Annotated in this window: 21 protein-coding genes; 17 read left to right on the top strand and 4 right to left on the bottom strand. The window is 44.6% G+C overall.

All coding sequences use genetic code 11. The features are described 5' to 3' along the window. Nucleotides 1-90 precede the first annotated feature (90 nt). The 13 genes from hflX (at nucleotide 91) to cysQ (ending at nucleotide 12,631) form a co-directional block, all read left to right on the top strand. Nucleotides 91-1,371, top strand: coding sequence for a ribosome rescue GTPase HflX (hflX, locus tag ACE1SE_RS17310; RefSeq protein ID WP_374051923.1), 1,281 nt, complete (start codon nucleotides 91-93; stop codon nucleotides 1,369-1,371). 321 nt (nucleotides 1,372-1,692) lie between these two features. Beyond that, nucleotides 1,693-2,904: an FtsH protease activity modulator HflK gene (hflK, locus tag ACE1SE_RS17305; protein ID WP_374051922.1), complete on the top strand. Its 1,212-nt coding sequence runs from the start codon at nucleotides 1,693-1,695 to the stop codon at nucleotides 2,902-2,904. Between the two features lie 2 nt (nucleotides 2,905-2,906). Next, complete coding sequence (gene hflC, locus ACE1SE_RS17300; protein WP_374051921.1) at nucleotides 2,907-3,896, top strand: protease modulator HflC; 990 nt, start codon at nucleotides 2,907-2,909, stop codon at nucleotides 3,894-3,896. A 193-nt stretch (nucleotides 3,897-4,089) separates the two neighbouring features. Next, a complete protein-coding gene (locus ACE1SE_RS17295; RefSeq protein WP_374051920.1) occupies nucleotides 4,090-5,388 on the top strand; it encodes an adenylosuccinate synthase in 1,299 nt (432 codons plus the stop codon). A gap of 179 nt (nucleotides 5,389-5,567) precedes the next feature. Further along, nucleotides 5,568-5,987 carry a nitric oxide-sensing transcriptional repressor NsrR gene (gene nsrR, locus ACE1SE_RS17290; RefSeq protein ID WP_374051919.1) on the top strand — a complete coding sequence of 140 codons (420 nt, stop codon included), beginning with the start codon at nucleotides 5,568-5,570 and terminating at the stop codon, nucleotides 5,985-5,987. Between the two features lie 44 nt (nucleotides 5,988-6,031). Further along, nucleotides 6,032-8,476, top strand: a complete 2,445-nt coding sequence (gene rnr / locus ACE1SE_RS17285) for a ribonuclease R (protein WP_374051918.1) — start codon at nucleotides 6,032-6,034, stop codon at nucleotides 8,474-8,476. A gap of 117 nt (nucleotides 8,477-8,593) precedes the next feature. Next, nucleotides 8,594-9,331 carry a 23S rRNA (guanosine(2251)-2'-O)-methyltransferase RlmB gene (gene rlmB / locus ACE1SE_RS17280; RefSeq protein WP_374051917.1) on the top strand — a complete coding sequence of 246 codons (738 nt, stop codon included), beginning with the start codon at nucleotides 8,594-8,596 and terminating at the stop codon, nucleotides 9,329-9,331. Between the two features lie 133 nt (nucleotides 9,332-9,464). Continuing rightward, nucleotides 9,465-9,863 (top strand): 30S ribosomal protein S6, encoded by a 399-nt coding sequence (gene rpsF, locus ACE1SE_RS17275; RefSeq protein ID WP_374051916.1) that lies wholly within the window; start codon nucleotides 9,465-9,467, stop codon nucleotides 9,861-9,863. A gap of 5 nt (nucleotides 9,864-9,868) precedes the next feature. Further along, nucleotides 9,869-10,186, top strand: coding sequence for a primosomal replication protein N (priB, locus tag ACE1SE_RS17270; protein ID WP_374051915.1), 318 nt, complete (start codon nucleotides 9,869-9,871; stop codon nucleotides 10,184-10,186). Between the two features lie 4 nt (nucleotides 10,187-10,190). Continuing rightward, nucleotides 10,191-10,418 (top strand): 30S ribosomal protein S18, encoded by a 228-nt coding sequence (gene rpsR / locus ACE1SE_RS17265; protein WP_000135199.1) that lies wholly within the window; start codon nucleotides 10,191-10,193, stop codon nucleotides 10,416-10,418. Nucleotides 10,419-10,456: 38 nt separating this feature from the next. Beyond that, the gene (gene rplI, locus ACE1SE_RS17260; RefSeq protein ID WP_045968259.1) at nucleotides 10,457-10,909 is read left to right on the top strand and encodes a 50S ribosomal protein L9; all 453 of its coding nucleotides are present in this window, start codon (nucleotides 10,457-10,459) and stop codon (nucleotides 10,907-10,909) included. Between the two features lie 214 nt (nucleotides 10,910-11,123). Beyond that, nucleotides 11,124-11,744, top strand: coding sequence for a BamJ family beta-barrel-assembly machinery protein (gene bamJ, locus ACE1SE_RS17255; protein ID WP_193850782.1), 621 nt, complete (start codon nucleotides 11,124-11,126; stop codon nucleotides 11,742-11,744). A 143-nt stretch (nucleotides 11,745-11,887) separates the two neighbouring features. Further along, the gene (cysQ, locus tag ACE1SE_RS17250) at nucleotides 11,888-12,631 is read left to right on the top strand and encodes a 3'(2'),5'-bisphosphate nucleotidase CysQ (protein WP_374053707.1); all 744 of its coding nucleotides are present in this window, start codon (nucleotides 11,888-11,890) and stop codon (nucleotides 12,629-12,631) included. Nucleotides 12,632-13,602: 971 nt separating this feature from the next. Here the strand turns inward: cysQ and ACE1SE_RS17245 are convergent. Beyond that, nucleotides 13,603-14,175 (bottom strand): YtfJ family protein, encoded by a 573-nt coding sequence (locus tag ACE1SE_RS17245; protein ID WP_374051914.1) that lies wholly within the window; start codon nucleotides 14,173-14,175, stop codon nucleotides 13,603-13,605. 335 nt (nucleotides 14,176-14,510) lie between these two features. On the opposite strand from ACE1SE_RS17245, the gene ACE1SE_RS17240 reads away from it, so the two are divergent. Further along, complete coding sequence (locus tag ACE1SE_RS17240; protein ID WP_074021057.1) at nucleotides 14,511-14,717, top strand: stringent response modulator YtfK; 207 nt, start codon at nucleotides 14,511-14,513, stop codon at nucleotides 14,715-14,717. Nucleotides 14,718-15,038: 321 nt separating this feature from the next. On the opposite strand, the gene msrA is transcribed toward ACE1SE_RS17240, so the two are convergent. Next, nucleotides 15,039-15,686, bottom strand: a complete 648-nt coding sequence (msrA, locus tag ACE1SE_RS17235; protein WP_374051913.1) for a peptide-methionine (S)-S-oxide reductase MsrA — start codon at nucleotides 15,684-15,686, stop codon at nucleotides 15,039-15,041. Nucleotides 15,687-15,823: 137 nt separating this feature from the next. Between msrA and tamA the strand changes: the two genes are divergently transcribed. Genes tamA through ACE1SE_RS17220 form a run of 3 tightly spaced genes read left to right on the top strand, consistent with a single transcriptional unit; the run spans nucleotide 15,824 to nucleotide 21,698 of the window. Then, nucleotides 15,824-17,566 (top strand): autotransporter assembly complex protein TamA, encoded by a 1,743-nt coding sequence (gene tamA, locus ACE1SE_RS17230; RefSeq protein ID WP_374051912.1) that lies wholly within the window; start codon nucleotides 15,824-15,826, stop codon nucleotides 17,564-17,566. Beyond that, the gene (gene tamB / locus ACE1SE_RS17225; RefSeq protein WP_374051911.1) at nucleotides 17,563-21,348 is read left to right on the top strand and encodes an autotransporter assembly complex protein TamB; all 3,786 of its coding nucleotides are present in this window, start codon (nucleotides 17,563-17,565) and stop codon (nucleotides 21,346-21,348) included. Before tamA ends, tamB begins: the two co-directional genes overlap by 4 nt. Before the next feature lie 2 nt (nucleotides 21,349-21,350). Beyond that, nucleotides 21,351-21,698 (top strand): gamma-glutamylcyclotransferase family protein, encoded by a 348-nt coding sequence (locus ACE1SE_RS17220; protein ID WP_374051910.1) that lies wholly within the window; start codon nucleotides 21,351-21,353, stop codon nucleotides 21,696-21,698. 90 nt (nucleotides 21,699-21,788) lie between these two features. Here the strand turns inward: ACE1SE_RS17220 and ppa are convergent, their stop codons facing one another. Then, entirely contained in the window at nucleotides 21,789-22,319 is a 531-nt protein-coding gene (ppa, locus tag ACE1SE_RS17215; RefSeq protein ID WP_074021048.1) for an inorganic diphosphatase, read from the bottom strand. Between the two features lie 166 nt (nucleotides 22,320-22,485). Next, nucleotides 22,486-25,554 carry an inverse autotransporter beta domain-containing protein gene (locus tag ACE1SE_RS17210; protein ID WP_374051909.1) on the bottom strand — a complete coding sequence of 1,023 codons (3,069 nt, stop codon included), beginning with the start codon at nucleotides 25,552-25,554 and terminating at the stop codon, nucleotides 22,486-22,488. Nucleotides 25,555-25,919: the final 365 nt, after the last annotated feature.

Below are 25,919 nucleotides of genomic sequence, written 5' to 3'. Positions count from 1 at the left end.
TAACCGTGCCTGAAAATAAAAACATAGGTAGGGAGACTTTACCTATGTTTTTTCTTATTGGATTTTTACTCAGCCTGGGGAGTTGCACCGTTGTTTGATCGTTATGAAGGCGGAGAATTAGCCGTTCTGGTGCATGTTTTCTTCTCACAGGAAAAAGATACGGAAAATCTCAGTGAATTCGAATCATTGGTAACTTCCGCTGGTGTTTCTCCTGTGCAGATTGTAACGGGAAGCCGGAAGGCACCTCATCCGAAATATTTTGTCGGAGAGGGCAAGGCAGAGGAAATTGCTGAAGCTGTCAAGAACAGCGGTGCAGATGTGGTGTTGTTTAACCATGCCCTCAGTCCTGCTCAGGAACGTAATCTTGAACGCTTGTGCCAATGCCGTGTCGTTGATCGCACGGGGGTAATTCTGGATATTTTTGCCCAGCGGGCAAGGACGCACGAAGGTAAGTTACAAGTCGAATTAGCACAATTGCGTCATCTGTCCACCCGTCTGGTCCGGGGCTGGACTCACCTTGAACGCCAAAAAGGGGGGATCGGGCTGCGTGGGCCTGGGGAAACCCAGCTGGAAAGTGACCGCCGTATGCTACGTGACAAAATCAAACAGATTTTGGGACGCCTTAACAAAGTTGAAAAGCAGCGTGAACAGGGGCGCCAGGCACGTAATAAAGCCGATATCCCAACGGTCTCTTTTGTTGGTTACACCAATGCCGGAAAATCCAGTTTATTCAATAAAATAACTTCTGCTGGAGTTTATGCGGCTGACCAGCTTTTTGCCACTCTGGATCCGACACTGCGCCGAATAGAGGTGGATGATGTTGGTACAGTTGTTCTGGCTGATACAGTCGGTTTTATCCGCCATTTACCCCATGATTTGGTGGCAGCATTCAAGGCGACTTTGCAGGAAACTCGGCAAGCGAGATTATTGTTACATGTGGTTGATGCGGCTGATCCTCGCTTTGATGAAAACATTATCGCTGTTGACAGTGTCCTTGAAGAGATTGAATCCAATGAAATCCCTTCGCTGATGGTGATGAATAAAATCGATATGTTAGAAGATTTTATTCCCCGCATTGATCGTGATGAAGAAAATCGGCCTGTCAGAGTTTGGTTGTCTGCACAAACTGGCGAAGGAATTCCTCTGTTATTGCAAGCGTTGACTGAGCATCTTTCAGGTGAAATTGCGCACTATAAATTGCACCTTCCACCTGAAGCAGGGCGCCTGCGGAGTCGTTTTTATCAGCTTCAAGCTATTGAATGTGAATGGATGGAAGAAAATGGTCAGGTTGGTGTTGAAGTCAGAATGCCAATGGTCGATTGGCGTCGTTTGTGTAAACAAGAACCCAAATTACCCGACTATGTTGTCTGATTGATTGGCGCAAGACAACAAACAAGGTATCATTTTATCCGTCATTTCAAGGTGCTTATAGTTATGGAGTGGCAGAGATGAAATGGCGGTGATGAAATGACTGTGCCAGAATTGCAGTGACAGGTCAGCACTGTCAAAAGTTATCACCCAATAATATTGGTTGCTTACAAAAACGATGAAGTTCGTCGTTTCTGCCCACGGAGGCCGCTGTCAAACCTGTCAGTGACAGGCAACGGCCTGTGAAGTGGGAAGCCTCACCCATCTGGGTGGAGAGCAGTCACCTCTGAAAAACCAGTAAAAACTAGAAAGTGGAGCTAAAACATGGCGTGGAATCAGCCCGGTAATAACGGACAGGACCGCGACCCGTGGGGAAGCAGCAATAATAATGGCAGCAACTCCGGCGGCAACAATAAAGGTGGTCGTAACCGTGGGGCAACTGATCTCGACGATCTGTTCCGTAAACTGAGTCAAAAACTCGGTGGTCTCGGTGGAAACAAAGGTGGAAATGGTTCTGGGCAGAACCCTAAATTTGGTGGGCGTCTTATTGGTCTTGCCGCTGCTGCTGCAATTGCTGTCTGGGTTGTAAGTGGTTTCTATACGATTAAAGAAACAGAACGTGGCGTAGTAACTCGATTTGGTAAGTTTAATCATGTTGTACAGCCTGGTTTGAATTGGAAAATGACGTTCATCGATCATGTCAGGGCGGTTAACGTTGAATCTGTTCGCGATTTGGCAACGACGGGTGCCATGCTGACTTCAGATGAAAACGTGGTATTGGCTGAAATGAACGTTCAATACCGTGTTACTGATCCAGCAGCTTATCTCTTCAGTGTTACCAATCCTGATGATAGCTTGCGCCAGGCTACAGACAGTGCTGTGCGCGGTGTTGTTGGCAAATATTCGATGGAAACCAACCTGACGGAAGGGCGTACTATTGTCCGTAACGATACACAGAAAGTATTGGAAGAGACTATCCGTCCATACAATATGGGTATTACTGTGGTCGATGTAAACTTCCAGGCTGCTCGTCCACCAGAAGAAGTTAAGGCTGCATTCGATGATGTGATTGCAGCGCGTGAACAGAAGCAGCAAACCATTCGTGAAGCCAGAGCTTACGAGAACGAAGTATTACCTAAAGCGAAAGGTGAAGCACAGCGTATTATTGAGGATGCCAAAGCCTATAAAGTTAGCGCTGTATTGAATGCTAAGGGTGAAGTGGCAAGTTTTGCCAAAATCTTACCTGAATATAAGGCGGCTCCAGAAATTACTCGTGAACGTCTGTATATCGAGACGATGGAACGTGTGTTGAGCAATACACGTAAAATCATTGCAAACGAGAAGAGTAATAACATGCTGTTATTGCCGTTAGATCAAATTGTGAAAGATCAGGCACAAGTTCAGCAAAATACGTCCAGTAATACAGCAGTACAGAAGATTATTCGTCAGAATCAATCTACGCCACAACGGGAATCTAACACTTATGGTGGTAGCGATAACCTGCGCGGTGATACGGTCAGAATGGGGAGACCATAATCATGCGTAATTCATTTATTGTTGCGATTATTGCGGTATTGGTTGTTCTCTATTCATCAATCTTTACTGTTAAAGAAGGCGAACGTGGCATTGTGTTGCGTTTTAGTAAGGTTGTACGTGATGCAGAGAATAAACCTATCATTTATGAGCCAGGTCTGCATTTCAAAATTCCGTTTGTGGAAATGGTTAAAACCCTTGATGCTCGTATCCAAACTCTGGATATCACGGCTGACCGTTTTTTGACACGTGAAAATAAGGACCTGATTGTTGACTCTTACTTGAAGTGGCGTATTAATGATTTCAGTCGTTACTATCTGGCAACAAGTAACGGTGATATTAACCGAGCTGAAATGATGCTGGGACGTAAATTCAGTGACCGTTTGCGTTCTGAAATTGGTCGCCTTGATGTACGCGGCATTGTGACTGATTCCCGTGGTCGTTTGACTACCGATGTGCGTGATGCCCTGAATCGGGGAACCCACGAAGAAGATGATGCAACAGATGTCGATAATGCGATTGCCTCTGCTGCGGCCTTGGTAGAAAAAGAGACAAAAGGCAAGCAACCTGCCGTTAATCCAAACAGCATGGCTGCCTTAGGTATTGAAGTTGTTGACGTTCGTATCAAACAGATCAACTTGCCACAGGAAATTTCAGAGGCTATTTACCAGCGTATGCGTGCTGACCGTGAAGCAGAGGCGCGTCTCCTGCGTTCAGAAGGTTCGGAAGAAGCAGAAAAGATCCGGGCTGCTGCTGATAAAACAGCAACTGAAATCAGGGCAGAAGCACAGAGCGAAGCATTGGTATTACGTGGTGAAGGTGATGCGGAGGCCACTAAACTATTTGCGGATGCATTCAACCAAGATCCTGAGTTCTATGCATTTATCCGTAGTTTGCGTGCTTACGAGAAGAGCTTCAAGAATAACGGCAATGATGTAATGGTACTCAGTCCAGATACTGACTTCTTCCGTTATATGAAAGCCCCTGTGAAGTAAAATCTTCTTAACCTACTGTAAGCCACTGTAAAAAAATGACAGTGGCTTTTTTATATACCGCTATTATTGCAAAAAGATTACTCATAACTCTTTTTATATAATTAAACGAAATAACAAGAAGTAACAAAAAATACTGAAAGGTGCTAAATGAGATGGTAGAATCCATTTTTAAGCAACCGAGTGAACTTTTGAAATGGGTAAGAACGTTGTCGTATTGGGCACCCAATGGGGTGACGAGGGCAAGGGTAAAATCGTCGACTTGCTGACTGAACGGGCTAAATACGTAGTTCGTTATCAAGGGGGCCATAACGCAGGCCATACACTAGTCATCAACGGTGAAAAAACCGTTCTCCACTTAATCCCGTCCGGGATCTTACGTGAAAATGTCATTAGCATTATCGCAAATGGGGTCGTTTTAGCACCAGATGCTTTGATGAAAGAGATGAAAGAGCTTGAGTCACGTGGGGTTCCTGTACGTGAGCGCCTGCTTATTTCTGAAGCGTGTCCGCTGATCCTGCCTTACCATGTTGCATTGGATAACGCCCGCGAAAAAGCGCGTGGTGCCAAGGCGATTGGGACAACAGGCCGTGGTATTGGTCCTGCGTACGAAGACAAAGTCGCACGTCGTGGTCTGCGTGTTGGTGATCTGTTTGATAAAGAAGCTTTTGCTGTCAAACTGAAAGAAATCATCGACTACCACAACTTCCAGTTAGTTAACTACTATAACGAACCTGCTGTTGATTACCAGAAAACCTTAGATGACATTTTGGCTGTTGCCGATATTCTGACGGGCATGGTAGTTGACGTTTCTGACTTGCTGTACAAAGCAACCCAGAAAGGTGAATTGGTTATGTTCGAAGGGGCGCAGGGTACTCTGCTGGATATCGACCACGGTACCTATCCTTATGTGACTTCTTCCAACACCACTGCGGGTGGCGTTGCAACGGGTTCTGGCCTGGGTCCACGTTATGTTGACTATGTACTGGGTATCATCAAGGCTTACTCTACCCGTGTAGGGGCCGGCCCATTCCCAACTGAGTTGTTTGATGAAACAGGTGAATACCTGCGTCAGAAAGGTCAGGAATTTGGTGCGACTACAGGTCGTAGCCGTCGCACTGGCTGGTTGGATATCATTGCTATTCGTCGCGCGATCCAAATCAACTCCCTGTCTGGCTTCTGCATGACTAAGCTGGATGTATTGGATGGCTTGAAAGAAGTGAAAATCTGCGTTGGTTATCGCCTGCCTGATGGCACTGTCATTGATACGACGCCATTGGCCGCAGAAAACTGGGAAGGTCTTGAAGCAGTCTATGAAACCCTGCCTGGTTGGGATGAAAGCACTTTTGGTGTGAAAGATCACAGCCAATTGCCACAAGCAGCACTGAACTACATCAAACGTGTAGAAGAGCTGACAGGCGTTCCTGTTGATATTATTTCTACAGGTCCAGATCGTGCAGAAACCATGATCCTGCGTGATCCCTTTGACGCTTAATCGATAGATCGATCTTTTCGGCGCACATAACCGGGCTTATCGCCCGGTTTTTGTTTTCTCTCGTTTTGCTTAATTTTCAAAATACCCACATAATGATGATCAACTAACGAAAACCAATAAACATATATTATTTTTGGTTCCAAATAAGCTCCGTGATATTCAGTCTCCCAGAGGTGAATGTGCAGTTAACCAGTTTTACTGATTATGGATTACGTGCCTTGATTTATATGGCCTCTTTACCAGCAGGCCAAATGACGAGTATTACAGAAGTCACTGAAGTTTATGGTGTCTCACGTAACCATATGGTAAAGATCATCAACCAACTGAGTCACTTAGGGTTAGTTAATGCTGTCAGGGGAAAAAATGGCGGCATCAGTCTAGGAAAACCTGCCAATGAGATCAGAATTGGTGATGTGGTTCGCTCATTGGAGCCTCTGTCATTGGTTGATTGTAGCGCCTGTCAAATCACGCCTGCATGTCGCTTAAAGTCAGTCTTGAATCAAGCGGTAGAAAATTTTTTGGAAGAGTTGGATAAACATACTGTGGCCGATATGGTCAAAGACAATCGTCCCCTTTATCAATTACTTTTAGTGAAGTGAAGCAAGGGGATAAACAGCTTGCTGATGACAATAGAGGAATGACGATGTCAAAAGATCCTTTTCAGGAACGAGAGGCTGCAAAATACGAATCTCCTATCCCAAGCCGTGAATACATCTTGGATATCATTTCTAAACATGCCACTCCGGTAAGCCGTCAGGAATTAGCACAAGAACTTCAGTTAACCACTCCAGATGCACAGGAAGCACTGCGCCGCCGTTTGCGGGCAATGGAACGTGATGGACAATTGGTTTTTACCCGCCGGCAATGTTATGCGTTACCAGAGCGGCTGGATTTATTGAAAGGTACGGTGATTGGACACCGTGATGGCTATGGTTTTCTGCGTGTGGAAGGCCACAAAGAAGATTATTTCCTGCCAGCCGAGCAGATGAAAATGACTATCCACGGTGATGTGGTACTGGCACAGCCCTTGCGACCAGACAGAAGAGGCCGCATTGAAGTGCGTATTGTGCGGGTTTTGGAGCCAAAGAGTAGCCAGATTGTTGGCCGGTATTTTATGGATGCGGGCATGGGATTTGTCGTCCCTGATGATAGCCGCCTCTGTTTCGATATCTTGATCCCAAAAGAAGTCACTTGCGGGGCAAGAATGGGTAACGTTGTGGTGGTTGAATTGACAAATCGCCCGACCCGCCGGACTAAAGCCATCGGCAAAATTGTTGAAGTGTTGGGTGAAACGATGGGAACGAACATGGCGGTTGAGATTGCGCTGCGTACCCATGAAATTCCACATAGCTGGCCGCCGTTGGTAGAAAAACAGATCACTGGTTTGGATGAAGATGTACCGGAATCGGCCAAACAAGGCCGTGTAGATTTACGAGCGTTGCCATTGGTGACGATTGACGGCGAAGATGCACGAGACTTTGATGATGCGGTATATTGCGAAAGAAAACGGGGTGGTGGTTGGCGGTTGTGGGTAGCGATTGCTGATGTCAGCTACTATGTTCGTCCGCAAACAGCTTTGGATACAGAAGCACGTAGCCGTGGAAATTCGGTTTATTTCCCATCCCAGGTTGTACCTATGCTGCCGGAAGTGCTGTCTAATGGATTGTGCTCTCTCAATCCAGAAGTTGATCGCCTGTGTATGGTGTGTGAAATGACTGTGTCCGCCCAGGGTAAACTCTCTTCCTATAAGTTTTATGAAGCAGTGATGAATTCACATGCTCGTTTGACCTATACCAAAGTCTGGAAGATTTTGCAGGGTGATCAAGAATTGCGTGAGCACTACAAGCCGCTGGTGCAGCATATAGAACATCTGCATGAGCTTTATCAAGCATTGGAACACGCCCGTGAACAGCGTGGCGCTATTTCGTTTGAATCGGAAGAAGCCAAGTTTATCTTTAATGCAGAGCGTCGTATTGAGCGTATAGAACCTGTTGTACGCAATGATGCGCATAAACTTATCGAAGAGTGTATGATCTTAGCGAATATTGCCGCCGCTCGCTTTGTTGAAAAACACCATGAGCCCGCGTTATATCGCATCCATGATCGACCAAAAGAAGAGAGTATCCTGAACCTGCGCTCAGTCTTCAATGAGTTGGGATTGAGTTTGTTGGGTGGTATGACACCAGAACCGAAAGACTATGCGCAATTGATGAAACAAGTCGCTGATCGACCGGATCACGAGTTACTGCAAACTATGCTGCTGCGCTCTATGAAGCAGGCGATCTATGAGCCGGAGAATCGGGGACACTTTGGCTTGGCATTGCGTTCTTATTCTCATTTTACTTCACCAATCCGCCGCTACCCTGATCTGGCTCTGCATCGAGCGATCAAATACTTATTGGCACAAGAGCAAGAAAAGGGTGCTGTTGAACATCGCGGGACGCCAACAGGAGGTTGGCACAACGATATGGAACAGATGCTGCAATTGGGTGACCACTGTTCCATGACTGAGCGCCGTGCTGACGAAGCGACAAGGGATGTGGCAGACTGGCTGAAATGTGATTTCATGCAAGATCAGGTGGGTAATGTTTTCACCGGATTGATTACCAGCGTGACGGGCTTCGGTTTCTTTGTCCGTTTGAATGATCTGTTTATTGATGGCTTGGTGCATATTTCGACGTTGGATAACGATTATTATCGGTATGATAATGTCGGCCAGCGCTTGATTGGTGAGTCTTCGGGGAAAACTTATCGTCTCGGTGATGAAGTAGAAATTCGGGTGGAAGCAGTTCATATGGATGAACGTAATATTGATTTCACCTTACTTTCAACAACCCGTAAAGCGCGTCATCAGGGGAAAACAGCACGCGATAAGGCGAAAAAAGGTACGCCAGAGCGTAAAAAGGGTAAAAAAGGCAGTGATCATAAAAAATCAGCCAACTTTGAACCAGATAGCGCCTTTCGTAAAAAGAAAGGTACGGAAAAGCCTAAAGAGGCTAAGTCAGGCAAAAAGAAAAAACCGTCAAACGAGACTAAAAAAATTGCGGCAAAACTGAAAGCGAAGCGCGCGAAAAAAAGTGCCAGCTAATCGCTAGTAAAAACTAGCCGATAAAAATTAATCCATACAATCATCAAACAGGGCGGATCTTGCCGCCCTCTATTTTTAGATATCTTAAAATATCAGTGAGGCAGGTATCAGTCAGTCATGAGTGAAATTATCTACGGTATCCATGCCGTTAAAGCTTTGTTGGAGCGTGATCCACAACGCTTCATGGAAGTTTATGTGCTGAAAGGGCGTGAAGATCGCCGTTTAACCCCATTATTGCAGGAGTTAGACGGTATCGGTATTGCTGTACAAATTGCTAACCGCCAATGGTTGGATGCCCAGACAGAAGGTGCCGTCCATCAAGGGATCATTGCACGCGTCAAGCCGGGGCGTCAGTATCAGGAAAATGATCTGCCGGATTTGTTATCTCGGCTGGAGCGTCCATTCCTGCTGGTATTGGATGGTGTCACCGATCCACATAACCTGGGAGCTTGCTTGCGTACAGCGGATGCGGCGGGGGTTGATGCCATTATTGTCCCTCGTGATCGTTCTGCCCAATTGAATGCTACCGCCAAAAAGGTGGCCTGTGGTGCGGCAGAAAGTGTACCGCTGATCCGTGTGACTAACCTTGCCCGGACACTACGTTTACTGCAAGAACACAATATCTGGATTGTCGGCACTGCCGGTGAAGCCACGCATTCTGTATACGAAAGCAAGTTGGCCGGACCGATGGCGCTGGTGATGGGAGCGGAAGGAGAAGGTATGCGCCGATTGACTCGCGAACATTGTGATGAATTGGTCAGTATTCCTATGGCGGGATCAGTCTCTTCTTTGAACGTATCGGTTGCTACAGGGGTATGCCTGTTTGAAATCGTGCGTCAGAGAAGCGCCCGGTAATTCTTTATTGAGTTTTTTATATTGTACGGGTATAGTGACGCGTCGATTTTTCAGCCGTACTAAACACGTTCCTTGCCTCCATGGGCCACGGCTGACCCTGACAGGAGGCTGAATAATCCGTAAGGAGCAATCAATGCGTCATTACGAAATCGTTTTTATGGTCCATCCTGACCAAAGCGAACAAGTTCCGGGCATGATCGAGCGTTACAGTGCGACTATCGCTAACGCGCAAGGTCAGATTCACCGTCTGGAAGACTGGGGTCGTCGTCAACTGGCTTACCCAATCAACAAACTGCACAAGGCTCACTACGTTCTGATGAACGTTGAAGCGCCACAAGAAGCGATTGATGAGCTGGAAACTAACTTCCGCTTCAACGACGCCGTTATCCGCAGCATGGTTATGCGCGTTAAGCACGCAGTAACTGAAGCATCACCAATGGTTAAGGCTAAAGACGAACGTCGCAGCCGTGATCTGGTCTTGGAAGAAGACCTGGTTGATGATGCTGATGAAGCTGGGGATTCTGAAGAGTAATTACCGTGACAACCAATCGTTTGGTGCTTACAGGCACAGTGTGCAAGGCACCGATACGAAGAGTCAGTCCATCTGGTATTCCGCATTGTCAGTTTGTGCTTGAACATCGTTCACAGCAACAGGAAGCCGGATTTAGCAGGCAATCATGGTGCAGAATGCCCGTTATTGCCAGCGGACAGTTGTTACAGGAATATACTCACAGTATAACGGTCGGCAGTCGAATAGCGGTTTCAGGATTCATTAATTCCCATTATGGGCGCAATGGTCTTAGCAAACTGGTTCTACATGCCGAGCAGATTGAATTGATAGATTCTGGAGACTAGCCAAATGGCACGTTATTTCCGTCGTCGCAAGTTCTGCCGCTTCACTGCGGAAGGCGTACAAGAGATCGATTATAAAGATATTGCTACGCTGAAAAACTACATTACCGAAAGCGGTAAAATTGTACCAAGCCGTATTACTGGCACTCGTGCAAAATACCAGCGTCAGCTCGCTCGTGCTATCAAGCGTGCGCGCTACCTGTCTCTGTTGCCTTACACTGATCGCCATCAGTAATAGGTTCAGTCCATTAACGACTTTGAGAGGATAAGGTAATGCAAATTATTCTGCTTGATAAAGTAGCTAACCTGGGTAGCCTGGGTGACCAAGTTAACGTTAAAGCGGGTTATGCCCGTAATTTCTTAGTACCACAGGGCAAAGCTGTTCCTGCAACTAAGAAAAACATCGAATTCTTCGAAGCTCGCCGTGCTGAACTGGAAGCTAAACTGGCTGACGTTCTGGCAGCAGCAGAAGCTCGTGCAGAGAAAATCAATGCACTGGGTTCTGTCACTATCGCTTCTAAAGCAGGTGACGAAGGTAAACTGTTCGGTTCTATCGGTACTCGTGATATCGCTGATGCAGTGACTGCTGCTGGTGTTGAAGTATCTAAGAGCGAAGTTCGCCTGTCTAACGGCGTTCTGCGTACTGTTGGTGAACACGAAGTTCACTTCCAGGTACACAGCGATGTATTCGCACAGTTGAACGTTAACATCGTTCCAGAAGCTTAATCGCTGATTAGCTGAAGAACATGTGACAAAAAACGCTGGCATTGCCAGCGTTTTTGTTTTGTGTCGTAAAAACATGCCCCCAAACATAAGGCCTGGTAGCAGTTATACTTCAAGAATTGGTGCCTTACATTATTATTACCCACTTTAACGCGTTTACCCATCCAGACAGTGCTGTTATGCTTGAGGTTTCACTCATTTAATAACAGGTACTTTCATGACAAAACCTTCTTTTGAGTCTATTGAAGCGCGGGCAAGTTACGGTATTGGTTTGCAGGTTGGGCAGCAATTACAGGAATCTGGTTTACAAGGGTTAGAACCAGAAGCACTGTTAGCAGGGTTGTGTGATGCGCTGGAAAGCCGTTCTCCTGCTATTCCGGTAGAAGAACTGCATCGTGCGCTACGTGAGATACATGAACGTGCTGATAGTGTTCGTCGTGAACGTCAGCAGGAGATGGCAGAAGAAGGCAAAAAATTTCTGGCAGAAAATATTCAGCGTGAAGGCGTAAGCAGCACTGAATCTGGTCTGCAATTTTCTGTTCTGACACAAGGTGATGGCGCTATTCCCGCTCGTACTGACCGTGTTCGTGTTCACTACACGGGTCGCCTGATCGATGGCACCGTATTTGATAGTTCAGTACAGCGTGGTACACCAGCAGAATTCCCTGTTAGCGGCGTGATCCCGGGTTGGATTGAAGCGTTGACCTTAATGCCAGTCGGTTCCAAATGGGAACTCTATATTCCGCACAATCTGGCGTATGGTGAGCGTGGGGCAGGTGCATCCATTCCCCCTTATAGCACGCTGATCTTCGAAGTGGAATTATTGGAAATTCTGTAACTTATTGAATAGCCGGTTAACCGGCTATTTTTTAGCTGTATTTGGGAATGATGGATGAATAAAATATTCACCATTCCGGTAAAAAATGCGTTAAAAATGGTGTTTCAAGTAGTATAGCCAAACAACAAACGCAGAGGTGTATGATGCTACAACAGATCTGCCAATTGGCACGGGAAGCAGGCGCGGCGATCATGGAGGTCTATCAGGCTGAGCAACCGTTGCAAGTAAAGCATAAAATGGATGATTCACCTGTTACTGCTGCGGATATTGCAGCTCATAAGATCATTAAGGCGGGATTGTTGCGCATTGCACCTGATATTCCGTTGTTATCAGAAGAAGATCCACCTGCATGGGAAGAGCGGAAAAATTGGCAGCGTTATTGGCTGGTTGATCCATTGGATGGCACGAAAGAGTTTATTCGCCGCAATGGTGAATTTACCGTCAATATCGCATTGGTAGAAAATGGTGTACCTGTGATGGGAGTTGTCTATGTTCCTGTACAGGATGTCTTATATTCAGGGCAAGGGCGTCAGGCAAGGAAAGAGACCAATGGTCAAACGCTTCCCATTAAAGTTATGCCTGCAAAGCCGCCAGTTGTGGTAGTCAGTCGTTCTCACAAGGACGATGAGGAGTTGCAAGATTATCTTTCCCAGCTAGGGGTGCACGATACACTTGCGATAGGCTCTTCACTTAAGTTCTGCATGGTTGCAGAGGGAAAAGCTCAACTTTACCCACGCTTTGGGCCAACCAACATCTGGGATACGGGTGCCGGCCATGCCATTGCGATTGCTGCGGGGGCACATGTGACGGATTGGGAAGGGAAAACACTCAATTACACGCCGCGTGAATCTTTCCTGAATCCAGGGTTTAGAGTCAGAGTTTTTTGATGCTGAACTGATAATGGCTTACTATGAGGAGCCATTTTAACGTTTGTATTAGTGCTTATTTTATCGATATCAATTAGTTCAGTAAGAGTAACCACTTCAAAGCCATATTGAATGTGGCTCAATGCAGAGATCGATTGTATACCTATTGAGGCGACTCCGTGCCTAGAGCCGCCTACATAACCTAAGTTATCCACGATAATTTTCAGAGTTAAATACACATAAGCGTAGGAACCCACCACTGTTGGGCGCAATTCAATACACAAGCAAGGTATTCATCATCTGATTGGAAAGGGCTACAAACAAAAGCATTTGCTTTAAGAGGAACAAATACAAAATAAGCCGCGCATAATGCGATAGAGATGCACTTTTTCATTTTCTTTACCCTCAGTTATTGTGATAATTATTCTCTATAATAGTAGTGAAATTAACGCATTTTACTGATATTAAAGGTAATTTAATCTTTTATTTGATTAAAAATTCATTTCTTTGTTAGGTAAGGTATAGGAAGTAATTCCCATTGGAAAAATAATACCCTATATAAACTATTTCAATAGTTATTTGTAGTATAAAAAGTAATAACTAATTAATTAGTTATTACTTTTAAGATACATCTCGCCACTAAAGGCATACTATCTGACACAATATAAGCTATAGCTGTAGTATAAGGCACTGAAATAGCACCTACTTGAAATTTGACTTTGTGAGCTGGTGAAACTGCTTGTGCCAATAACCGGGCAAAAGGGAAGGCTTTGTACCATTAGGCTTTCAATACTAAGCTGTACTTTTCTACATAGTTAACGTGGAACCCATAGATATAGAGAAGGTGAGTTTCTAATGCTTCCCAATCCCCTTGCCCGAAGGCAGAGGGGAGGGTGATAAAAATATATGGGGGTATGACAGATAATTTATCTTAAATTTATTTAATAAAAAAAATTTATAATGGTAAATTACCCATCCCTATGGGCAATAGGCTATTTTTCCAATTCTTCTTTAATTAGGCTGATAACGTGTGTAATTTCGTGGTCACTTAATTTGCCATCTTTGACGAATTTCACCTTACCATTTTTATCCAGCACAATGATTGCCGAACTTTTGAGTTCCAGTCCCCAAGCCTTTTTAACCAGCCCGTTACTATCGATAATAAATTGTGACCACGGGAACTGTTTTTTGCTGTCTTCGATACTATTGCGAACAAAAACACCAGTGCCAAAAATAGCATCATCGGTATTCACGATGCTGGTGGTTTGATATTTATCCTTGGGTAAATCAGCATCCTTCAATGCCTGGATCAGGGGATCATTCATCTCTTTTGCGGAACTACGACCGGCAATATGCTGGATTGTTCTTACTTTTCCCGACAGTTCAGTACTGCTCCAATTTTGGTAGTTGAACTTACCATCGTTTAGCAACAGCTCACCTTTATCTGTCACACTGATAGCGGGAACAGGTTGTTCTAAGGTGATGTCATGAGCAAACGCAAATATTGGCGTTATACTCAATATTGCAGATAACACGATTCTTGTTAATGTATTGTTTTTTAACATATTTATTCCTTATTTGTCATGATATGGCATGTTATCAGGGAATGTTATATTCAGCATAGCGCTTGTTAACTGGTCTGTCCTCAATAAAATAAACAACTTGATAACATTTGAGGTGAAATATAAGTAAATAAAAGGGAAATATAACATAATGCTTATTAATATCATGATGTTACATTAAAACAGAGATTGAATCTTAATATTGAGGGGAACAAATTTCTATATACGTAGTCTATACAGTTGGCATAATTACGATGCATCTGGCTAGTTATGCAGTTAATAATGTTATGCAGCGCAATAGAATAGTATCGTAAGAAGCATGGGAGGAAAAAACAGAGATGAAAATCTTTCGCCATTATAACCCAGTGAAAATTGCTCTCTACGTAAAAACCCTATTTCGTGGGCGGTTATATATTAAGGACATGGGTGCTTTTGAATTCAATTATGGAAAGATTTTACCCCCGAAAATCAAAGATAAACGCCATTTCCATGTAATGAGTGAAGTCAATCAGCAAGTATTGCGCTTACAGACCGAAATAGGGTGATTGTTTGTAACTGCTCATCGACTAATGGTAATAAAATCAATATATAACATTAGTATAATAAACGGCTTTGCGGCCGTTTTTTGATCGTGTGTTATCAATAACTCAATTTAATATTGGTATTGGCACCGCAGGCATTAGCATATCGGGAGAGGGTTCTTATTCTAGCCCCAGCCGAGTAACGGCAGAAGGTGAAACGCCCAATTTCTTGGTCAATTACTATAACACAGGCCAAGGTTTGCTACTGGTTGGGAGGACAGATGCTGATTGATCGTATTTCAGGTAGCTAGCCCAACAGCCATACCATTGGGCTAACTTAATCAGCTATTTTCTAAGTGTCGGAGGGAAACAGATCCCTGTACCCCCTAAGCCACAATACCCTTCAGGGTTTTTGTGGAGATATTGCTGGTGATAATCCTCGGCGAAGTAGAATGGCCCCGCTTCGCGAATTTCCGTCGTGATAGTGCGTTGGTCGTTATTTTGTGCCAGCGCTTGCTGATATTGATCTCGGCTGGCAATGGCCTGTTCATATTGTTGTGGTGAAACCGTGTACAGAGCGGAGCGATATTGAGTACCAATATCACCATGTTGACGCATACCTTGGGCAGGATCGTGATTTTCCCAGAACAGGGTAACTAGTTGCGAATAGGTAATTTTGGTTGGATCAAATACGATCCTGACCACTTCTGCATGACCCGTTAATCCAGTACACACTTCTTCATAAGTTGGGTTTGGCGTAGTGCCGCCGCTGTAACCCACGGAGGTGGTGTAAATGCCTTCCTGTTGCCAGAAAAGGCGTTCCACGCCCCAGAAACATCCCATTCCTACATAGGCAATTTCCATATTTTCAGGAATGTTCTCTATCGCATGCTGTGTGATGACATGGTAGGGTGATACGGTTAATGGAGTGGCTCTACCCGATATAGCATGTGGTGCAGAAACAGGTTGTTTTTCATTGGCTGAATTTGGCAAGATTCCCTCCTGTATATTCAAAGTCTTATGATTATATGTTGCTTGTATATTGTTAAAACTTTACCAGAATTAATTCATTACGGCATTTTTATATTGTTGAATTTTATTCAACAGGTAGATAAATATTAGGAGTTCGAGTGTCACGATATCCCCTCATAGGTGCGCTTTGTGTCTTTATCGTCACTCCATCGGCTTATAGTGCAAATTTACGATTGAAACTAGAAGGTCTTTCTGGAGAATTAGAAAAAAATGCCAGAGTGCAACTTTCCAATATCAGTACCGATGAAGTTTCTCCTGATGGCCGTTTTCGTGCGCGCGTGGAGAAAGCGATACGACAAGGGCTTCGTCCATTAGGATATTATGAGCCTACCGTTGAATTTACCTATCAGGAGAATACGCCCCCCTCCCGTCCTGTTTTAACTGCAAAGGTAACGCTTGGTGAACCTGTGCGAGTGGCTAAAGTGAATGTTGATTTGGAAGGCGGCGCTAAAACAGATAAAGACTATGCCATCCTGATTAAAAAAAATATGCCAAAAGACGGGGCCATACTCAACCACAGCGAATATGAAGATTTTAAAAGTTCATTGACGAATCTGGCGGTTAAGAAAGGCTATTTTGATGCCGTCATGAAAAAAAGTGAGTTGGGGGTAGCAAAAAATCTGCACGAATCTATTTGGGATTTTGATTTCGATAGCGGGCAACGCTATCGTTTTGGCCCTGTGACATTCGATGGTTCGCAAATTCGTGAAACTTACTTGAATAACCTGATTCCTTTCAAATCAGGCGAATACTATTCCTCCGAACAATTAGCCGAATTTAACCGCCGTTTGGTGGATACCGGATGGTTCAACTCTGCGGTTGTTGTACCCGATTTTAAAACAGGGCGAGAGAGTAAGGATAAGTTATTACCATTAAATGCATCCTTAGTGCCTCGTTCTGCCAACTATGTTGAATTGGGGGGAGGTTATGGAACGGATGTCGGGCCTCGTGTTCAGGCTAAATGGAAAAAACCGTGGCTTAATTCCCGTGGACACAGTTTGAGTACCAGCCTTAACCTTTCTAGACGCGATCAAATCATTGACGCATCCTACAAAATGCCGCTTAAAGTGAACCCACTGGAAGAATATTATCAGCTACAAACGGGTTATAGGCGTAAAGATATTAACGATACCATTTCGGATACGGCAACCTTGAACCTTTCCCGTAATTGGGATCGTTTTACGGGTTGGCAGTACAGCATGAATCTGCGCTGGAGCCTTAGCCACTTTACTCAGGCTAACGTAACAAATACCACTATGCTGCTTTATCCGGGATTTAGTCTCAGCCGTATTCGCCAGCGTGGCGGCACAATGCCTTATTGGGGAGATAGCCAGCGTTACTCGATTGATATTTCTGATACAAACTGGCAGTCCAATGTCGATTTTCTCGTATTACAGGCTCATCATGTTTGGGTAAGAACGTATCGGGAGAATCACCGTTTTGTGGTACGAGCAGATTTGGGTTGGATAGAGACTAGTGAATTCGACAAGGTGCCACCGGATCTCCGCTTCTTTGCTGGTGGTGATCGCAGTATTCGTGGTTACAAGTACCAGAAAATCTCACCGAAAGATAGTGCGGGAAAATTAGTCGGGGCATCAAAGCTGGCGGTGGGTTCGTTGGAATATCAATACAATGTTTATGGTAATTGGTGGAGTGCGTTGTTTGTCGATTCTGGTGAAGCGGTGGATGACATTAGAAAGAGTAATTTTAAAACTGGCGCAGGAATTGGCGTGCGCTGGGCGTCACCGGTAGGGCCGATAAAATTTGATTTGGCAATGCCAATTGGAGATCCAGATAGTCATAATGTTGAATTTCATATTGGTTTAGGGGCCGAACTATGAAGTGGGCAAAAAGGGTTAGTATTGCTTTCCTGCTGATTGTTGGCCTGTTATTAATGACAATTGTCGGGCTGGTTGGCACTCAAACTGGTTTGCATTTGGTGATCAACAGTGCGGCACGTTGGGTACCTGGATTGGATATTGCGAGTGTCAGTGGAGGTTGGCGTGATTTAACGTTGAAAGGCGTCAAATATCAGATGCCAGGGGTTAATGTTAATGCAGATAGTTTGCATCTCTCTATCCGGCTCTCTTGTCTGAAACACAGTCAGGTGTGCGTTAATGCATTGACAACAGAAGGGGTCACTGTTGCGGTGAATACCGCCGAACTTCCGCCATCGGCTCCTGTTACTGACTCAAAACCATTGACTGAATTGCAAACACCGTACCCTATCTCATTGGACTTGCTTTCTTTGAAAAATATTCATGTGCAGGTAGATGGTATCGCTATTGCATTGAATGAGTTTAAAACGGCTGCCCAGTGGCAGGAAAAACGACTGATATTAAAATCTGCGGAAATTAATAGATTGCGGGTGGCATTGCCAAAAAGCACATCTGAGAAAATCGGTACAGCGCAAAAAATTGAGCAGCAGCCCGAAGTGGAAAAACCTCTGGGTGAAACGTTGAAGGCGTTATTTGCCCAACCTCTGTTAGCGGAGTTACCTGCTGTTCCTATTCCTCTTGATATCACGCTGGAGGGTATCCACGGTAGCCAGCTTCAGTTGACGGGTGATACCGATATCAAGATTAACGATTTGCGGCTACAGGCCAGCAATCATGGGCAGGCAGTTGAAATAAAGACGTTAAGCGTACAGGCACCGGAAGGTTCACTGGCGATACGGGGGACAGCAAAGCTAGCTGAAAAATGGCCAGTTAACCTGGTGGTTAAGGGTAAGGTCAATGACTTAAATCATATCAGTCTGGGGGACTTAAAAGGGCAACAGATTGATTTAACGTTAAAAGGTGCGTTGTTACAACAGCTTAATCTCGCATTGGATCTTTCCGGCCCTGTCGCTGCCAATTTGGATGCTCAGACTGAATTGGCAAAAGCAGGCTTGCCTATTCGCCTGACATTGAAAAGCCAGCAACTGCAATGGCCACTTAAAGGCAAACCAGAATATCAGCTTGATGGCGTCAAGTTGCGCTTAAATGGTCAAGCCAGTCACTACGCTCTTTCCCTCCGCTCGGATATTAAGGGCAACGATCTTCCGCCGGCATCGTTGATGCTGGACGCAAAAGGTAATGAAGAATTGCTGAGATTAACGCGCCTGCGTTTGGCGGCCTTGCAAGGGAACGCTGATATTGCCGGCGTGGTTGATTGGAGTAAAGCCATTAGTTGGAATGCCAGACTCATTTTGGATGGCATCAATACGGCCAAACAGTGGCCAGAATGGCCTGCCAGAGTAGAGGGGAAAATAGCCGTACGTGGCAGCCTGTATGGAGGAAGCTGGCAGCTTCTGATCCCTGAAATTTCCCTTGATGGTCATGTAAAACAGAATGCTATCAAAGCGCGTGGCAAGGTATCGGGTAACGCCGCTGGACAGTGGGATATTCCTCAATTCGATCTTACCGTTGGGCATAATAGGTTGAATGCACAAGGGCGGCTTACGGATCAGGCGTGGAAACTCGATGGTGAAATTAATGCACCGCAATTAACTGGCTTACTGCCGGGTTTGGCTGGCTTTGTTACGGGTGAAGTCAAATTGCGAGGCAATATGCAAGCCCCGCAAATCGTGGCAGATTTGAATGCACGTGGGTTACGTTGGCAGGATGTGCTAAGAGTGGATAGTGCCGCGATCAAAGGCGATGTACGTTCGGCTGAACAGATTCAGGGTCAGTTATCGGTTGTTGTGCGGCAATTGCAGCAGGCGGATTTAACAATAAAGAGCCTGACGCTCAACGCAAAAGGCACAGAAAGGAAGCATGATTTACAACTGAAAATAGAAGGAACGCCGGTATCAGGCCACTTGGCACTTAAGGGCAGCTTTGATCGTCAAAAGGAGCACTGGCAAGGCAGTATCAACAATACTGCTTTTAATACGCCTGTCGGTGAGTGGCATTTAAGCAAGGCGATAGCCATTGATTATTTCAACTTGCAGCAGAAGGCTATAGTGGGAACCCATTGCTGGCTTAATCCCAATGCGCATCTTTGTATCTCAAAACCTATTGAGGCAGGAACCAGCGGTCATGCACAAGTGGTGCTTGAACGTTTTGATCTGGCTATGATCCAGCCATTCCTTGATAAAAGCACCCAACTTAAGGGGCTATTCAATGGTAATGCGGAGATCAGATGGACAGCAGGGCAGGGATTGCCTCAGGCAAAAGTGGCTCTTCAAGGGAATGGGGTACAAGTTCGTCAGGTTGTGGAAGGTAATACATTACCGATTAATTTTGAAACGCTGACCTTGCATGCAGGGCTGGCAGATGGCAAGGCTAATTTGGCATGGCTATTTAAATTGGCTGGCAATGGGCAGTTAAAAGGCAATGTGCAGGTCGCTGATTTAGAAGGTAGCCGAAAATTAGCGGGTAATGTCGATATTCAAGCACTTTCCTTAGGGATAGTTAAACCCATTTTGGGTAAAGGCGAAAAAGCAGAGGGAGGGTTAAATGCGAATTTACGTATTGGTGGCAATGCCAAAGATCCACTGCTATTTGGTCAACTTAACGTTGATGTCCTGCAAATGAGCAGTCATTGGCTGCCATTCGATATTACCCAAGGCCAGTTAGCCGTACATTTTGCCGGCGCCAGTTCTGATTTGCATGGCATGGTTAGGACACCTAAGGGGCAACTCAACCTGAATGGTTATGCTGACTGGCGCAACTTAGATGCATGGTACGCCAGAGTGACAGCCGATAGTGATAAGTTACGTGTCACTGTTCCGCCGATGGTAAAGGTGGATGTCAGCCCAAATTTGGTGCTGGAAGCAAAACCGAACCTGTTGAAACTCGACGGTAATGTGGATATCCCGTGGGCACGTATTACAGTTCAGGAGTTACCGGAATCAGCGGTAGGTGTTTCTGCTGATGAAGTGATGTTAAATAACAATCTTCAGCCTATCGAGAAGAAAAAATCACCTATTTTGATTCAAAGTAACTTAAATGTTCATATTGGCAATGATGTGCATCTGAGTGCATTTGGTTTGAAGGCGCAGCTTAAAGGAAACTTGAAAGTCCTTCAGGATAAGCAGGGGTTGGGGCTGAATGGTCAGATTGATATCCCGGAGGGGAATTTCCATGCTTATGGGCAAGATTTGCAAGTGCGTAAGGGAACTATTATGTTCTCTGGCCCGCCAGATCAGCCATTGTTGAACATTGAGGCTATCCGTAATCCAGAATCGACAGCGAACAAAGTCATCGCGGGGGTGCGGGTCACCGGATTGGCAGATAAACCGAAAGTAGAAGTTTTTTCTGATCCGGTAAAATCACAACAGGAAGCCTTATCTTACTTGTTACGTGGTGAAGGATTGGAAAAAGGGGATTCTGACAACTCGCAAATGGCGGCTATGCTGATTGGGTTGGGGATTGCCCAGAGTGGCCAATTAGTCGGTAAGATTGGGGAAACTTTTGGCGTCTCTGATTTGGCTTTAGATACTCAGGGTGTGGGTGATAAATCTCAGGTAGTTGTCAGTGGCAGAATTACCAATGACTTACAAGTGAAGTATGGTGTGGGTATTTTTGACTCTTTAGCGACGTTGACGTTACGTTATCGTGTGATGCCAAGATTGTATCTGGAAGCGGTATCTGGTATTGATCAGGCTTTAGATCTGCTCTATGAGTTTGAGTTTTAAAGATGCGAGTTATTGTTTATGGCAGCCTGAGGCGAAAACAAGGCAATCATCACTGGATGACGGATGCCCAATTGTTGGGAGAGCACAGATTATCAGGTTATGAAATTTATGATCTGGGACACTATCCGGCGGTTGTCCGTGGCGAAGGAACCATTGAATGTGAAGTTTATCGTATTACGCCATCCATCCTGACAGAATTGGATGAGTTGAAAAAAAATGCTCAGGAGTACGAAAGAGAACTGATTGAAACACCGTATGGCAAGGCCTGGATCTACCTTTACAAATTACCTGTTGAGGGGTTGCACCGGATAACCTGTGGTGACTGGCTTAAACGCCATGAAGAAGAGTAAAAGTCAGACAATCGAAAGACAAACAAAAACCTCTGTCCCTGGTTGGGGCAGAGGTTTTTTGGGATTAAAATCCGCAATTACCTGTCAGGATTACTTTTTAGCAGCGCGTTCGAAAGAAGACAGGATCTCAGCTTTAGCGGCTTCAGCATTATCCCAGCCTTCAACTTTAACCCACTTGCCTTTTTCCAGATCTTTGTAGTGCTCGAAGAAGTGAGTGATTTGGGCACGCAGCAGTTCTGGCAGATCGTTCACATCTTTGATGTGATCGTATTCTTTGCTCAGTTTAGTATGAGGAACGGCGACCAGTTTTGCATCTTCACCGGATTCGTCAGTCATTTTCAGTACACCAACTGGACGGCAGCGGATCACAGAACCTGGCTGCAATGGGTAGGGTGTTGGTACCAATACGTCAACTGGGTCACCATCGAGAGACAAGGTATTGTTGATGTAGCCGTAGTTACATGGGTAGAACATCGCGGTTGACATGAAACGGTCTACAAACAGGGCACCAGACTCTTTGTCTACTTCATATTTGATGGGATCGGCATTTGCTGGGATCTCAATGATGACATAAATATCTTCAGGCAGCTCTTTGCCAGCCGGTACATTATTCAGGCTCATAAAACGGTTTCCTTCAATGTTAAACCAAAATGGAGTGCGGGGTATTATAGCCAAAACAGGCCAAAATTCCTCGGATTTTTCGGTGGTTGGCGGTGGCTTAAAAGCATAATAAAAAAGCACAGACCCAAGTTTAATTGAGTCTGTGCTGATTTATATTAAGCGTAGTTTAATATGGCGAAACTTGTCCATAACCATCAACGCGTATTACACAAAGGAGCATTGACGAAGGAGCAGAGAGACTTGCCTTTTTAGCTTCCCTTGTATCGTAGTTATATCCATAATAAAGTCCTTCCTCTGATTGAGTATGTATTTTCACTATATTAGTTCCCGCCGTGCGATTCCGCAGATATTCCAATCCAAAGTAGGGGAAATGCGCTTTGTCATATTCATAACTAATGGACGTCAGAGTCGTCGTTTGCGGAGTTGCGCCTATATCAGTCAGATTCGGTGTGACAGCGTTCTGACCATTGAGATTGATATTGTTCTTGCTCCACAGCACATTCTCACATACTTGGTCGTCATCAATTGAGGGAACAGTTTTCGAATTCGAACCATTCATATCAGGATATTCAGGGATAAGTAGGTATCTCCGTGGGTTGAAGGTATAGTAATAACTAGATTTTACTCCCGTATCCATAGCTGTTTTGGTGAGTGTCACTGTTACCGGCCATTGCTCAATGGAGAAACTAGCTGAAGGGAATGTTATTTCCCCGTTTTGTGTATCTACTTTCACTAAGTTAGGATTGGAAGATTTGATACTTGATGTAACGCTTGCGGTCGGCGTACCATCTGGGCTGTTAATTGGTGCGTAATCATACAACTGCGTTCCATCCTGCGCCAGTTGAATAACCAGATCTCCATGTACGTTATAGGGCCTTTCCTGCTCAGCGATATATTTCGTAACATTTGAACCTTTCGCACCCATCAGAATTCCCACTGGTACTGGAACAGAATCGAAGTTTACCGGTACGGATTGTATGCTATTTGTATCATTTTCACTGACTGTATCTGGCATTAGTTTGAAATAAAGTCCATCTATACCGACAAGACTTGACATAGAAAGAGTTATATAACCTTCGTTATCGGTAGTTGGATTTGTAGGAATCTCAAGTTTAATTCCTTCTGTAGGCGGAGTGATATTAGAAGCAGCATTCATTATTTCCGCTTTAAGTTTAACAAGAGACTGATTCTTAAGAGGGAGTTTACTTTCTGCGTCAATGACTGGCACCTTATAGGTATAGCGCTCTTTTCCACCAGCGGCTATTGGTCCCACTGGTGATTGCGAGATTGCACCGAATGCAAAATTCAGGCTTTCTGGTGTGACAAAATCGAGTGGCTTAGAGAAGCTTTGATGTTTGTCATTAATCAATACCTCAACTTTAGCACCTTTCACTATCTGGGTACTGGTTACAATCGCCTTGATTTTACCTTCTTGATCAGAGGAGTTCTCATAGCCAGGCGCGGGCTTAACCGATAATCCCGGTAGATTAGCTGGCTCAGTACTCCATTGTAAGTTCATATCCATTTTTTTATTGATGGGATTGCCATTGAGATCAAATACAGTCGCAGTCACAATGATTGGTTTGTGTTCCGTTGCCTCATAAGGTCCTTTTTGGTCGAACACAAAATCTTTGGCCTGAATGGCATCACTCAGATTAGTGAAATTAAATGGCTTGTCGCCTTTTATCTCTAATTTAGGTTGCTCATCCATTGACAGATAAATCTTTGTTTTCGGATCAATCGGTTGAGTACTGCTCAACACGGCAGTTAACTGGCCTACATCATTAGTCATGCCTGTGGAGTCCCAGATTAATGTTGCATGTTTATCTGGTGGATCGATGCTCCATTTTACGTTCGATATTGCTTTGTTTTTAATCGGTGGATTGTTTTTATTGCCATAGGTGATTATGGCTGCCAGATCATAAGCCGGTTTATCATTGGAAATTATAGAACCTGTGCCACTTGGCTTTATGCTTTGGTCTTTAATGGCAAAAGGTTCAACAACCAAGTTCATGTAAGATGTCATGGGCTTATTGCTGCCCGTGGCTTCAGAAATAGCAGACAAGGTATAGCTGTTTATCCCTTTGGCAGAATATTTCGGCAGGTTAAGTTCAACAGATCTGCCATGAGGTGTGATAGCTCCCCCGTTTTTACGGAACTCTTCATTAGTCTGCCATGATAGCTTCTTCAATTTGTGCTCAGCGGTAATATTAGGGGTGATTTGAACATGTTGGGCACTATATCCGCTTAATGTATTTGGTAAGGCAAGGCTGAACACGGGTTTTTTCTTGTAATCCAGTACGATGTGGTTGTTTCTTTGCACGATGTCATAACGGCTTCCCGTCAGTGTGCGCATAGCAGCAACACTCTTCGGTGAAATTTGATCCAAAAAAGGTATACCAAAACGATAATTCAGATTGGCCTGGAAAAGCGTCTCACTGTGTCCACTGCTTCCGAGTTTATAATCCACACCCATTGTCATCAGTGGAATCGGGGTATAATTTAGGCCAAGTCGGGCAAGGTTAGGGTCTTTTTGCTTGGTTTTCCGATTGAACAGGGCAACGTTATCGCCGAAATACTGTTCATAACTCAACTTACCCCCAAGATTTGGATAAGCGGGTAAGAAAAATTCACCATTGATATCGTAGCCGTTGGCTGGCCGTTCTTCATATTCCTGTTCCTTAGGGGATTGGCGCCATTTGCTCAAACGCCAGTAAGTGTTGGCAGACAATTTAATATAATCAGTCCAGATTTCTGCGCCAGCACCTAACCGTTGATGTTGTCCTGTAAAATCATTGTCAAGGAAGGTATTTAAACCATACATCCAATTGGGAGTGAAATAACGTCCACCAAGACCGAGGTTTAGGGTATTGCGGCTATCGTGTCGGCGATAGCCTAACTGAGAGAAAAATAGCCAATCCGCTTTATTGTCATAGAGGGGTAACAGTAGATCCAGAGAGCTGTTATCCAGTTTTCCTTTTTTATCGACGGAAAGATTAATATTGGCTGTACCAAATCTGGATAACCATTTTTGCGTTTCCGTGGATATCGCACCATTGATTTTCCCCAAGGCATAGGATCTTGCCTGTTCAGTTAATTGGGATGGGGAAGAGGATAAGATATTACTCACCCTATGAATATTCTGTGCGATGACTCCTGCTTCTTTATCGAGAGTAGCTTGCTTACTTTGCGTCTGATTGGTGTTCTTTTCATTTTCTGATCCCAGTAAGGACATTCTATTCTCTTGAATATTTTCACCCGCTGAAAGCGCACTCGTCGGAGTAAAGGGTAAAAAAAACGAATACATGAGAATAGAAAGCCGAAAAACTTTATGATTTATATACGAGTCCATATATGAATTCCTCATAAAATATGGGCTGTCGCCAGCGCTTTAGCGTTACATCTTTGATGTTCCAAATTTCAGTTTTATTGGGTATAGCTATCTCATTAATATAAAAAAGATAATATTTCCCATACCTACATACATTAGGAAAATTTTTATTGTTATGCGTAATGAAAAATGATTATCAATTGATAGCAAAAAGTTATCAGTTTATTTCCGCTGAAATTGGGTTTCATTTTTCAAAAAGTTTTTCATGC

The sequence above is a fragment of the Xenorhabdus taiwanensis genome, from assembly GCF_036512875.1.
Classification (GTDB): domain Bacteria; phylum Pseudomonadota; class Gammaproteobacteria; order Enterobacterales; family Enterobacteriaceae; genus Xenorhabdus; species Xenorhabdus taiwanensis.
The sequence above is the reverse complement of the archived record's forward strand: the minus strand, read 5'-3'. Positions and strand labels throughout refer to the sequence as shown.